This is a genomic window from Alteromonas sp. AWQ4_252, assembly GCF_056158205.1.
Genome location: NZ_JBSWSV010000001.1, coordinates 4205226 through 4217328, shown reverse-complemented (window position 1 = coordinate 4217328; position 12103 = coordinate 4205226). Strand labels below are relative to the sequence as shown.

The following is a 12103-nucleotide window of genomic DNA, read 5'->3' as shown; positions in this document are numbered from 1 at the left end:
CTAAATGCCTCAGGTGACGTTCTGGCAACTGGCTGACGAAGCACATGCCGCGGAAAACCGCACCTGCCACTTGGTGGCCGACGCGTTTTCCAACAAACAAAAGTGCATTGTGTATTGTGCCGACAAAACTTCAGCGGAAATGGTTGACGAGTTGCTCTGGCAGCTACCGGCTGATCGCTTTGTGCCCCATAACCTTGCGGGTGAAGGGCCAGGCATGGGGACGCCGGTAGAAATATGTTGGCAGGAAAATCAGTTGTCACGTCGCAACCTTATCGTCAACCTCAGTGGGAAGATGTTAACGTCTCCCCAAGCGTATCAAACTATCTTCGATTTCGTGCCTGCTGCTGATGAAGCAAAGCAAGCAGCACGAGTTCGTTATAAACAATATCAACAGGCTGGCTGTCACTTGCAGTTTCAGTCTGCTGACACTTGAGAGTAAGTATGGATAAAACCTTTGAACCACAGTCCATTGAAAAGCAGTGTTACGAAAAATGGGAAGCGGCGGGATATTTTAAGCCTTCTGGCAGCGGTGACCCGTATTGCATTTTACTGCCCCCCCCCAATGTAACCGGTAGCCTGCACATGGGGCATGGCTTCCAGCAAACCATAATGGACGCCCTGACCCGCTATCATCGAATGAAGGGTGACAATACCCTTTGGCAGGTTGGGACAGACCACGCCGGTATTGCCACGCAAATGGTAGTAGAGCGCCGGTTGAATGCCGAAGGTAAGAATCGTCACGATTTAGGCCGCGAGGCGTTTATTGACAAAGTCTGGGAATGGAAGGAAGAATCCGGTGGTACCATAACGAAGCAGATGCGTCGTTTGGGCACCTCTACCGACTGGGATCGGGAAGTCTTCACCATGGACGATAACTTGTCCCAGGCCGTTACAGAAGTTTTTGTGCGTTTGCACGAAGAAGGGTTAATTTATCGCGGGAAACGTTTAGTTAACTGGGACCCGGTACTACATACAGCGGTGTCTGACCTCGAAGTACTTAACGAGGAAGAAGCGGGGCACATGTGGCACATGCGTTACCCCCTCGCTGATGGCTCTGGGGATATCGTTGTTGCGACAACCCGACCGGAAACCATGCTTGGAGATACCGCTGTTGCCGTGCATCCTGACGATGAACGTTATCAGTCTCTAATTGGCAAGGATATAAGACTACCGATTACAGGCCGTCTAATTCCCATTATTGCCGACGACTATGTCGACCCGGAATTTGGTACCGGGTGCGTAAAAATAACCCCTGCACACGATTTCAACGATTACGACATGGGTAAGCGTCATAGCTTACCTATGATTAACGTATTAACTGCAGATGCGAAAATTAACGACGAAGCACCAGAGGCTTATCGCGGTCTGGATCGTTTCGACGCGCGCAAACAAATTGTTGCCGATCTGGACGCCCAGGGTTTACTGGTAAAAGTGGCTGACCACAAACTTAAAGTACCACGTGGCGATCGCACCGGGGCAGTTATCGAACCCTATCTTACCGACCAGTGGTATGTAGCCGTAGAGTCTTTAGCCAAACCGGCCATTGACGCTGTGCAAAGCGGAGAAATTCGCTTTATCCCGGAAAACTGGAACAAAACCTATTATCAGTGGATGAATAACATCCAGGATTGGTGTATCTCTCGTCAGCTGTGGTGGGGACATCGTGTCCCTGCGTGGTACGACAATGAGGGCAAAGTGTATGTTGCTCGCGACGAAGCGGAAGTTCGCACTCGCTACAAGCTCGATGAAGCCATTGAGCTTAGGCAGGATGATGACGTATTGGATACCTGGTTCTCGTCGGCATTGTGGCCCTTTGCCACTATGGGATGGCCAGAAGAAACACCGGATTTGGAAACCTTTGTACCGTCTTCTGTATTGGTAACAGGCTTTGATATCATTTTCTTCTGGGTAGCCAGAATGATAATGATGACGAAGAAGTTCACTGGCAAGATCCCTTTTAAAGATATCTACATCACCGGTCTTATTCGCGATGAAAACGGCGATAAGATGTCTAAATCTAAAGGCAACGTACTCGATCCTATCGATCTGATTGACGGAATTGATCTTGAATCTTTGGTTACTAAGCGCACATCAGGCATGATGCAGCCCCAATTAGCCAAGAAAATCGAAAAAAATACTCGCAAGCAGTTCCCGGATGGCATCAACGCTTACGGTACCGATGCCCTGAGATTTACCTTTGCTGCGATGGCGTCCACGAGTCGGGATATCAATTTCGACATGGGCCGGGTTGAAGGTTATCGCAACTTCTGTAACAAAATTTGGAATGCATCTCGCTTCGTGTTGATGAATACAGAAACCGAAGATACCGGCCGGGACGGTGGTGAGATGGTGCTTAGTCTGGCCGACAAATGGGTGTGGGCACAGTTCCAGCAAACACTGAAAGAGTTCGAAACAGCACTGGCTGACTATCGTTTTGATATCGCCGCACAGGCCGTGTATGAATTCACATGGAACCAGTTCTGTGATTGGTACCTCGAGCTGACTAAGCCAGTTTTAAACAGTGATAGCAGTTCTGAGGCTGAAAAGCGCGGTACTCGCCATACGCTTATAAACGTCCTTGAGCACTTGCTGCGGTTGTTGCACCCATTAATGCCATTTATCACTGATACTATCTGGCAGCGTGTTGCGCCGTTAAGTGACGCAGGTGTGGCAGAAGGTGAAACCAGTATCATGATCCAACCATTCCCTTCGGTCCTTGCTGAGCGTGAAAACGACAGCGTGCTTTCCGATATTGAATGGTTGAAGCGCTTCATCATCGGCATACGTAACATTCGTGGTGAAATGGATATTTCCCCGAATAAACCGTTAAATGCTTTGCTGCGCAACGTGAGCACTGACGATCAACGCAGGCTGGATCTCGCAGCCCCGTTTATTGATAAACTTGCCAAGCTTGAGTCTGTTACCCAACTTGCCGATGGCGAAGAAGCGCCAGCCAGTGCTACCGCGCTAGTGGGTGACATGGAAATCCTTATTCCAATGGCCGGGCTTATCGACAAAGACGCAGAATTAGCCCGTATTGCTAAAGCTATGAGCAAAGTAGAGCAAGACGTAAATCGTACAAAGGGTAAGTTGTCGAACGAGAAATTCGTTAGCAACGCGCCAGAAGCGGTTATCGAAAAAGAACGGGGTAAATTGGATGAAGCCGAAAAGGCACTCGCTAAGCTGAAAGAGCAGCATGCCACGATAAGTGCGTTATAAGTTGCTAGTCAGTAACAAATAGGAAGTAAAAAAAAGGAGCGTATCATGCTCCTTTTTTGTGCTATACAGCCTTACTGCCCTTGATTATTGGATCGTTTGCTTGTGCGTATTGGATGAACATTAGCCTCTGCGCTTAAAAAACGTCTCAGCATAGCGGCGAGAGCGCCGCGCTTTAAAGGTTTGGTAAGGTATTCTGTCATACCTAAATTCAGCGCCTGCTGACGATCTTCTTTCATAGCGTTAGCCGACAAGCCAATGATGGGAAGGTCTGAAAAACCATTTTCCCTGATTTTCTTAGTGGCTTCATACCCATCCATGATTGGCATTTGAACGTCCATAAGGATAAGGTCATAGACAGGTGCGTTCGTAAGTTTAGTCACGGCTTGCAGGCCATCTTCGGCAATATCAAAAGTCAGCCCTAATGATGAGAGAATTTCACCCGTCACTACCTGATTAATATTGTTGTCCTCTACCAACAAAATATGACCATCCAGCATAGCTGAATTTTCAGGAACCTCTGCTATTACTTCATTGTCTTCGGTTCCTGTCAGGTGATGCACAAATTGCTTAAATTGCGCAGGAGTAAAAGGGTGTAGCAGAATTGGGCCGCGCCACTGACTTAAGACTTTTTCTTGTAATTGCCCTGTTTGTGTTTCCATCACTATGCCCACCATACTACCCTGACGTTCATACACTGTTAAGGTGGGTAGTAATGACTTAAACATGCTAAATGTGGGTATTTCTACTAAAATGGCTGGCGGTACCCCTACATCATTCTCCAGCGCTTCCAGAGGTTGGCAAACTGTTTTTAATTTCAATAAAGCCATATATTCAGGGGGCAATAACGCTTTGTCTGAAAAGTAGGCGGAACCTAGTGGAAGGGAGGGGGTAGACGCAAGCATGCCTTTCTGGCCAAGGCTTAGCCCCATAGGCAGAGTAATAACGAAGGTGGTCCCCTCATCGGGCTTTGATTTGACTCTGAGTTTGCCTGACATCAACTCCGTCAATTGTTTAACGATAGTTAAACCCAACCCCGAACCGCCAAACTTGCGGTTTGTAGAGCCATCTGCCTGAGTAAACGGCTGGAATATACGATCGATTTGTCCCTGTGTCATGCCAATACCAGTATCTTGCACTTCAATACGAAGTACAACACTGTCACCTGCTTGGTTCACCATACTCTTAATATCAATAACAATGGTGCCTTGCTGGGTAAACTTCACAGCATTAGTACAAATGTTCATTAATATCTGTGACATTCGCAGTGGATCACCAGTCAACCTGGGCGGTAGTGATGGGTCAACCACCAATCTTACACTGAGGTTTTTTTCTTGGGCGCGTAAACTTGTAACGGCTAGCAGGTTGTCCAGAATGGAGTGAATGGAAAAGCTGACTTTTTCCAACTCCAGCTTACCGGCCTCAATTTTTGAAAAGTCGAGTATGTCATTGATGACATTCAATAGGATTTGGCTGGAGTAAGAAGCCTTGTCGAGATAATCTTTTAGTATTGCTGACATGGGTTGCTGATGAGCCAGCTCCATCAAACCAATAATACCGTTTAATGGCGTGCGAATTTCGTGGCTCATATTTGCAAGGAACATACTCTTTGAAGCAGTCGCTCTCTCGGCTTTTATCTTTGATTCTGCCAGCTCACTGTTGAGCTTTTCCTGTTGTTTATTTAATGTTTGTGCTTCATCAAGAAGTTTCTTCGTTTGTGCATTTTTCTCTTTGAATACAGACGCAGCTTTGGCAAGTTTGCCAATTTCATCTTTACGTTTTAATTCTGGTAACACCTCAACATCGTCACCGTGTGCAAGGCGATTAAACACGTTAGTTATCGAGCGTATGGGCCCGAGAATTCGCGTTACAGTGAAAATTGCAAATGTTATGGCAAGTAATATGGCAACGACAGAATAGATTTCGCCGTTCAGCCTGGCTTCTTGTGCTGCTGTCTGAGTATAGCGATTTACCGCACTGGTCTGTGAATTAACTAAATCTGCCATTTCCCGGCTGAGATACAAAAATTCGTTTGCCGAACCTGCCATGACTACATTAACCAGGAAAAGGTTATTCTGCGTGATTTGCGCAAGTTGACGGAAACGGTCATTCAATTCTTCTACTTGCTGATTGATACGTTGCAGTGTTGCGTCATTTTCATTCTGCAATATGCTCTGTACGTCAACAACAGTACTTTGAAATTGGGTTGCCGTCTCCTGACTCGGGGAGTTTAAGTAGCGCAGAGCTAAATTTTCCATCTTAGCCGATTGTAACTTTAGACGGGCGATAGTGTTGTCGGGTAACAGTGCCTCTTGAGCCGCCTGAGTAAGTAAATTGTCGATATTGTCTAATGTAAATTGCCCCTGCGTATTTAACAGTTGATTTCGTTTATGTCGGGCCTTCACTACCTGATGAAAGTTCTCTTTGTAGGCGACTAGGTGATTGCGCATGCGTTCAAGGGTATCTTCATCACCGTAATTATACGCAGAGGAAAGTGTGGAATGCTCCAGTGATTCAATTTTTGCGGTGATGGAGATCATTAATCTTTCGAAACGGGTGACAGCAGACTGACTGGCGGTTTCTTTGAAAATAAGTACATTTCTTTGAAGATCGAGAATATCTCGCTCCAACTCACCCACCAGGCCAACGTCAGTGACAGCCTGTCGGGTATTATTCATGCCTTCAATTAACACTTTATCGTTTGTTCTACCCAAAAAGCCCTGAACTAGAATAAGTGTCACCATAACGATGAGAACAAGAATGAGTTGGAGGCGTATAGAATGGAACATATAAAAACACCTCAGGAAGTAATAAATTCATACCATTTTTGCAAACTGTATTCATAAGTCGGCATAACGGTATTCCATACAGCGACATTGCTGAAGCGACTTTCATAGCTTCCGCCTGAACGCTGTTGCCCGATTGAAACTGATACCTTACCGTCGGGGCCTTTTAATGCTTCTTGTGCTGGTAAACCCTCATACCAGTACTGCCATTCAGCATCGCTGAGGTAAGGTTTTGAACGAAGAGGGTTGGAAATATAATATCCCTGTCTGGCAATAAACGCGCCGGGCCATCCTGACAACCACCAGTTCATATACTCATAGGCTGCGTCTTTGACTCTGCCCTGGGTTGCAGATGATAAGCACATAACCCCATGCCAGCCACGATACCCTTCTTTGGGCGCAGCAAATCGCACGGGAATGTTATCACCGTTTAACTGTGATACTGCGGGTGAAAACATACTTTCTATTTCTACTCGATTGGTTCGCATGAATCGAACGGATTCAGGTACGGATGTCCAAAACCCGCTGAAATGTTGAAGTTGTTTTAGCTCTATGAGTAGCGTGAATAATTCATCGAGTTCCTGGCGGGTAATTGCGCCAATGTCTGCAAAGGTTATATAGCCCTTTGCCTGAGCCGCAAGCGCCAGGTCGAACAAGCCAATGGTTGGGTCGTTGACAATGGCCACCTTTCCGGAAAAGCGGGAGTCGAGTAGCCAGCCCCAACTTTCACTCTGAGACTTTAAATCATGGGGTAATGCACTACTGTCATAACCAAATGAATCAACATTGTGCACATACGGTAAAAAACTAATTTTGCCGCTATATTCACGCCCTAGTTTACCATCGTCCCCTACGTTGATAATTTTGTGTGGTGCATCACCCGCACCGATTTTCGCTGTAGGCGTTATTTTACCCGTTCTGGTTAAGTCGTTCACTTCATCCCAGTAGGAAAGGCGGGATGTGTCGATGGGTTGAATGGCATCTGAGCGCCAAAGCACATTGATGCTATTAGACCATTGCTCATACAAATCAAAGCCCGCTGGATTCATCGTTGCCTTTTGTAAAACCGACGCACTTCCGCCGGGCGTAAAAGCAAGTCTGATACCAATATCTTCCATTGCTCTTTGTTTGAGAGCTTCCTGAAGAGTGACATGAGTTCCCAGCACGCGAACGAGCGGTTTCTCTTTTCCAATAGCAAATGGCACCATGCCAGCAGTAAGCCAGCTGGCAAGTGTCCCTTTCATTAGCTTTCGACGAGTTCTGGAAACTTTTTTTATAGCCATTAGTACTTGATAAACAAAATCCCTTATCTACATTGTGGCAGCTAAATTCCTATCTTGCCAAAGATAAACCGTTTATTTCTTATTAACTTAAAACGAGCGTGCACGAGAACAATTGACAAAAGCTATAGAGTTGTAATATTTTGATATCATAATGATATCACGGAGAGTTTGAGTGAACGAGAATAAAGGTTTTTCTGTTAATGGATTTACGATGGTGGTCGTGCTGCTACTTGCACAAATTGGAACGCTGGTTTATTTCGACAGCACCGCGCACAAAGCACTGTGGCATTTATTACCAGCCCTAATTGTCGGTGTTTGTTGGGCCGGCTTTTTTATGGTTCAACCTAACCAGGGGAAGGTGCTGACATTCTTTGGAAGTTATGTGGGTACGGTGAAGGCAAATGGACTTCGCTGGACAGTGCCTCTGTTTATGAGAAAAACCCTTTCACTGCGCATACGAAATTTTGAAAGTGCACAGATGAAGGTAAACGATAATCAGGGTAACCCCATTGAAATTGCGGCGATAATTGTCTGGTCTGTTACAGACACCGCTGAAGCTGTTTTTGAAGTGGATAATTTCGAAAGCTATGTGGTTATACAAAGTGAATCAGCCATAAGAAATATGGCCAGCAGTTTTCCTTATGATCCCAGAGATGATGAAGAAGCAGAAGTGGCATTGCGAAGTCATCCACAACGGATTTCTGATCATTTGCAGTCAGAAATCCAGGCAAGACTCAATAAAGCGGGTATTACTGTGCATGAAGCACGGCTCAGTCATCTTGCCTACGCACCAGAAATTGCAAGTGCTATGTTACAACGGCAGCAGGCTTCAGCCATTATTGCTGCGAGGCGTAAAATTGTCGATGGCGCAGTTGGCATGGTAGAAATGGCCCTTTCCGGGTTAAGTGAAAAAGAAGTTGTGGAACTGGATGATGAGCGCAAAGCAAATATGGTCAGTAATCTGCTCGTGGTACTATGTGGTGACAAAGCTGCGCAACCTGTTGTAAACAGCGGCAGTCTTTATTAAATCAACGATCGGGATGGTTCATGCCAGACAAAAAAAAGGCGTATCCACTGCGAATCAATGCCAATGTGCTGGCTGCAATGCAGCGTTGGGCTGATGATGAGTTACGCAGTGTGAACGCACAAATTGAATATGTATTGCGGGAAGCCTTAGTCAGACAAAAAAGGGTTAAGCTGGTTGAGAAGGTCGTTACTGACGTAGTTATAGAGCCAGACCGAAACAGCAATCAGGGTAATGACTGATGGGCTAGACTACTGGCAGGTATACGTTTTACTGCCAGTAGTCTGATAATCTGGAGATCGCCAGTAAGGTTATTTTGAATGGCGTTTTCTTAACAGTTTACGCCCAATAACCATGCTCAGTAAACCAGCCAGCAGCGGCCAGTAAACACTTCCTCCATGCTCTCTTACTTCTACAATGACATCGTGATCTGCTCTGTCATAGTTCTCACTCTCAAGGGGCACAAAGTTGAGATCGGCATCGTTGGTATGATCACTAACGGCCAGTAACTCTTCCGTTTGTGCATCGTACAACTCAATTAAAATATCGTAGTCGTAGGGGCGAAAACCCGACACTAACTCTGTTTCAATAACAAATTCATCGTTGGAACTTTCACCGTAAATGAAAAAGTCAGATGACGTATGAACAGGGTAGTAGGTCTCGGCATCCCCTAAATACATGACGACATAAACCGGGACTTCAGCATAGATGGTATCGGCATCCAAAACGACTGAAAAGCGACTGTGATAACCGTCGTGATCAGCATCAAAATTGCGTTCTACCCAGGCGTCATAAATCCAGAAATCTGTATTTACTACAACATTTTGCGTACTTCTTTTTTTGGAAGCAGACGCGCTTGTTCGCTGGTTTTCAGTTGACCTTGTGATGGCGCTGTCTGAGAGTGCCTCGTGTTCAACGCCGAACTGATACTCTTTTACTTCGGTTTGTTTAGTTTCTGTGTCTGCTTGTGCAAGGGGCGCAACCAGCAGCGTGGTAATTACTAAGGCTGATAGAGTCGCATAGTTAGTTTTGTGCATGTGCAGTCCTCGAATGAATAGCTTTCAGTGAGGACAGTGTCGCTTTTTCAACATGAACAAAAACTGAAACAAACCTTAATCGCCGGCTTTTTATGCCCGGCGATTAACAAATTTGTACTTTGTTTGGCGTAAGGAGACTTAGTCATCCAGCGCAGATTCGCCGTCTTGAGGCATGAAATAGGTGCCCCATCCATCGTAGTGAACGTCGTGCTTATCTGCAATTTTCAGTAATGTGTCTGTGTCTTTATCTAATGCTGAACGGTCGAGTTTGCGTTCGACAACGGCGTCAAAACAAAAGATTGTGCCACCATCATCTAACATAAGTTCTTCAGCGTCAGATACTTCAAAGCCCGCTTTAAACGCATCTACCGCAGCTTTTTCCAAAATATCGAAGTCGTCAGAAGCAAGGTGATACTCAATCGTGTAAACGGCATCTGGCAGGCTGCCGTCTTCAAGCAGGGCATCTATCGTTTCCTGGTTAAAATCGTACCACTCTTCTCGTTCGTCAAACTGGTTCATTCGCGTCATCCGTAAATAAGATTGGGCGTAGTGTAATGAACTGCTGCAGCGGAAGCTATCTCTTTTCTACTTCTTCAGCTTCCTTGCTAATACTGATAAAAGCGTCTTGCATTCTTTTGTGAAAAAACTCCGCCCACTGTTTTATTGATTTTGAGTCATCCAGTACCACTGGTGACGAAATATCAATAAGAATGGTGCCATTGTTCCAGCGATTGAGCTTTACCTTTTTGTGAAGATCACTTGCCGTAACCATAACCACCGGCTCCTGCGCGGCTTGGGCCAGCCTGAATGCGCCTGTTTTGAATGGCAGAAGGCCTCTGCCGTAACTCCTGGTGCCTTCAGGGAACACCCAGACAGAGGTTTTCTTTGCCTTAATTTTTTCACCGGCAAGAAGTAGGGTATCTCTGGCTCGACCGGAGTTTTTCCGATCAATCATAATGTTGCCGGAAAGCCAGTAAATTTGACCAAAGATAGGGATCCATTTCAGACTCTTCTTACCAATCGTAACGACGCCGGGAAGTGCAGCTTTACAAATCGTAATGAGGTCAAAACTGTTTTGATGATTAGCAATAAAAACATAAGGTGTGTCGGCCTGAACGGCAGGATCTTTTCGAATAACAACTTTCAGACCGACAATCCGTGACATCAGTGCATAGGCCTGACCGCCAAAATGTACATTATCTTTGTGGAAAGGGCGAACGATACAAACGATTAATACTGCAAGATTGATGACGACAAACGCGATGAAAAGCGCAATGACGCGAAGAATAGCTAACACAAAATATCCCATAAATTTCTTTCGCGGCAGTATACGTGATCTTCGACCATTCAGTTATCCGATCAGTATTTTTTACTCTTACACACATTCCCGGCTTGCTGTCTATTAAACCAAAGTCAAAGCCTTAGCAATTAGCGAAAGTGTGAGCTTGGTGATATAACTTAATATTACCTGGTAGCCATTGAAATGTACTCTATCCTTAAATAGCACGAGTGCTTTTTAACCTCAATCACAATGTGGTATCGAAAAAATGCAGACGTTTACACCTGAAGAGCTTGAAGACGACATTCTTGTCGACCTGATGGAGGAGATCAACGAACTCTATGAGTCAAGCGAGCAAACGCTAATTGAGTTGGAACTTCGACCTAAAGATAATGAGTTGCAACGAAGCTTGTTTCGGTCGATTCATACCATTAAAGGCGATTTAGGGCTGGTTAATTTTGGTCCTATGATTCCATTACTTCAGCACGTTGAAGATCTGTTGGATTTCTTGCGAAAAGGTCAGATTGAATACACAAGCACTATGAGCGACCTCGTGCTACTTACCATGGATAGAGTTAAGAGCTTTGTCGAAGGTGTTATGGACGCAGGACAGGTAAGTTACGACAATGAACTTCACGAACAGTTGGTCTTGGCCATCGGGAGGATCACCCCTGAGAACCACAAAGAGCATGACCGCTTGTTGGCTGAAGCCGTGTTGTTGTTAAATCCGAATTTAGATATAGCCCTGGATAGTGGGGAAACAGCTGCAAGCGCCGAAACTGCCTCTTCCAAACCACCTGCCACCGTGGCTAACACGGGTATATTAAAAACGGTTAGCGGGGATAAGCGTGAGGATATGTTGTTTTTCCGGGATCTCATGCAAACCATTGAGCATCGCTCTAACTATTGGGCTGGGCGGGGCGACAGGATCGCCAAGCTGGCTTTATACATTAACCATGAATCAGGTGGTCTGATTGACGATGATCAGCTTTCTGTGGCGTGTTACGTTCATGATTTTGGTATGGCGTTTATGCCGCTGACATTATTAAACAAAAATGAGCCATATACTGAAGCTGAGTTTAATTTGATGCGTTCCCACGTTTACAAAAGTTCCCGGTTGCTAGAACATCTTAATCAGTGGGATCACGCCCGGAAAATCGTGATGCAACATCACGAGAGAGCCGATGGGAATGGTTATCCTCTTGGGCTCAAAGAAGAAGATATTTGTGATGGAGCAAAATTGTTGGCCATTCTTGATACTTTCGATGCGATGACGCACTCCAGAGCACATAATCGAGAAAATCAGATGTCCAAGAAACAAGCTGTTATCGAACTTAATCGCCATGCAAAAGGGCAATTTAGCACGAAATGGCTCCGCCACTTTAATCAGGCAATGACAAAACTCTTAACGAAAAATGGCTAGACTTATCCTGGCCGCTCTTTTGCCTCAATGAGGCAAAAGAGCGGCTATGCAGGCT

General features: G+C 45.5%; 10 protein-coding genes. 5 read left to right on the top strand and 5 right to left on the bottom strand.

The genetic code is table 11. The annotated features are described in order from the left end of the window. Positions 1–4 precede the first annotated feature (4 nt). Both ACXACM_RS18515 and ACXACM_RS18510 read left to right on the top strand, forming a co-directional pair. Positions 5–433: a DNA polymerase III subunit chi gene (locus tag ACXACM_RS18515; protein ID WP_474823599.1), complete on the top strand. Its 429-nt coding sequence runs from the start codon at positions 5–7 to the stop codon at positions 431–433. A gap of 8 nt (positions 434–441) precedes the next feature. Further along, positions 442–3219 carry a valine--tRNA ligase gene (locus tag ACXACM_RS18510; RefSeq protein ID WP_474823598.1) on the top strand — a complete coding sequence of 926 codons (2778 nt, stop codon included), beginning with the start codon at positions 442–444 and terminating at the stop codon, positions 3217–3219. A 71-nt stretch (positions 3220–3290) separates the two neighbouring features. Here ACXACM_RS18510 and ACXACM_RS18505 read toward each other — a convergent pair whose 3' ends face one another. Together ACXACM_RS18505 and ACXACM_RS18500 are read right to left on the bottom strand one after the other, a co-directional pair. Next, positions 3291–6005, bottom strand: a complete 2715-nt coding sequence (locus tag ACXACM_RS18505) for an ATP-binding protein (RefSeq protein ID WP_474823597.1) — start codon at positions 6003–6005, stop codon at positions 3291–3293. Between the two features lie 11 nt (positions 6006–6016). Continuing rightward, positions 6017–7210: an ABC transporter substrate-binding protein gene (locus ACXACM_RS18500; RefSeq protein ID WP_474824412.1), complete on the bottom strand. Its 1194-nt coding sequence runs from the start codon at positions 7208–7210 to the stop codon at positions 6017–6019. A 247-nt stretch (positions 7211–7457) separates the two neighbouring features. On the opposite strand from ACXACM_RS18500, the gene ACXACM_RS18495 reads away from it, so the two are divergent. Both ACXACM_RS18495 and ACXACM_RS18490 read left to right on the top strand, forming a co-directional pair. Continuing rightward, entirely contained in the window at positions 7458–8312 is an 855-nt protein-coding gene (locus ACXACM_RS18495) for an SPFH domain-containing protein (protein ID WP_474823595.1), read from the top strand. Between the two features lie 20 nt (positions 8313–8332). Continuing rightward, positions 8333–8551, top strand: coding sequence for a type II toxin-antitoxin system antitoxin (locus ACXACM_RS18490; protein ID WP_474823594.1), 219 nt, complete (start codon positions 8333–8335; stop codon positions 8549–8551). 69 nt (positions 8552–8620) lie between these two features. Here the strand turns inward: ACXACM_RS18490 and ACXACM_RS18485 are convergent, their stop codons facing one another. From ACXACM_RS18485 to ACXACM_RS18475, 3 genes are all read right to left on the bottom strand, one after another. Continuing rightward, positions 8621–9346, bottom strand: coding sequence for a choice-of-anchor H family protein (locus tag ACXACM_RS18485; RefSeq protein ID WP_474823592.1), 726 nt, complete (start codon positions 9344–9346; stop codon positions 8621–8623). 138 nt (positions 9347–9484) lie between these two features. Next, positions 9485–9865 (bottom strand): ribonuclease E inhibitor RraB, encoded by a 381-nt coding sequence (rraB, locus tag ACXACM_RS18480; RefSeq protein ID WP_474823591.1) that lies wholly within the window; start codon positions 9863–9865, stop codon positions 9485–9487. A gap of 55 nt (positions 9866–9920) precedes the next feature. Further along, entirely contained in the window at positions 9921–10643 is a 723-nt protein-coding gene (locus ACXACM_RS18475; protein WP_474824410.1) for a 1-acylglycerol-3-phosphate O-acyltransferase, read from the bottom strand. Positions 10644–10893: 250 nt separating this feature from the next. Between ACXACM_RS18475 and ACXACM_RS18470 the strand changes: the two genes are divergently transcribed. Then, on the top strand, positions 10894–12048 hold the full coding sequence (locus tag ACXACM_RS18470) for an HD domain-containing phosphohydrolase (protein ID WP_474823590.1): 1155 nt from the start codon (positions 10894–10896) through the stop codon (positions 12046–12048). Positions 12049–12103 lie beyond the last annotated feature (55 nt).

Coding starts and splice junctions, on each gene's coding strand:
- ACXACM_RS18505 (WP_474823597.1), bottom strand. CDS start 6,005: ATGTTCCATTCTATACGCCTCCAACTCATTCTTGTTCTCATCGTTATG.
- rraB (WP_474823591.1), bottom strand. CDS start 9,865: ATGAACCAGTTTGACGAACGAGAAGAGTGGTACGATTTTAACCAGGAA.
- ACXACM_RS18500 (WP_474824412.1), bottom strand. CDS start 7,210: ATGGTGCCATTTGCTATTGGAAAAGAGAAACCGCTCGTTCGCGTGCTG.
- ACXACM_RS18490 (WP_474823594.1), top strand. CDS start 8,333: ATGCCAGACAAAAAAAAGGCGTATCCACTGCGAATCAATGCCAATGTG.
- ACXACM_RS18485 (WP_474823592.1), bottom strand. CDS start 9,346: ATGCACAAAACTAACTATGCGACTCTATCAGCCTTAGTAATTACCACG.
- ACXACM_RS18510 (WP_474823598.1), top strand. CDS start 442: ATGGATAAAACCTTTGAACCACAGTCCATTGAAAAGCAGTGTTACGAA.
- ACXACM_RS18470 (WP_474823590.1), top strand. CDS start 10,894: ATGCAGACGTTTACACCTGAAGAGCTTGAAGACGACATTCTTGTCGAC.
- ACXACM_RS18515 (WP_474823599.1), top strand. CDS start 5: ATGCCTCAGGTGACGTTCTGGCAACTGGCTGACGAAGCACATGCCGCG.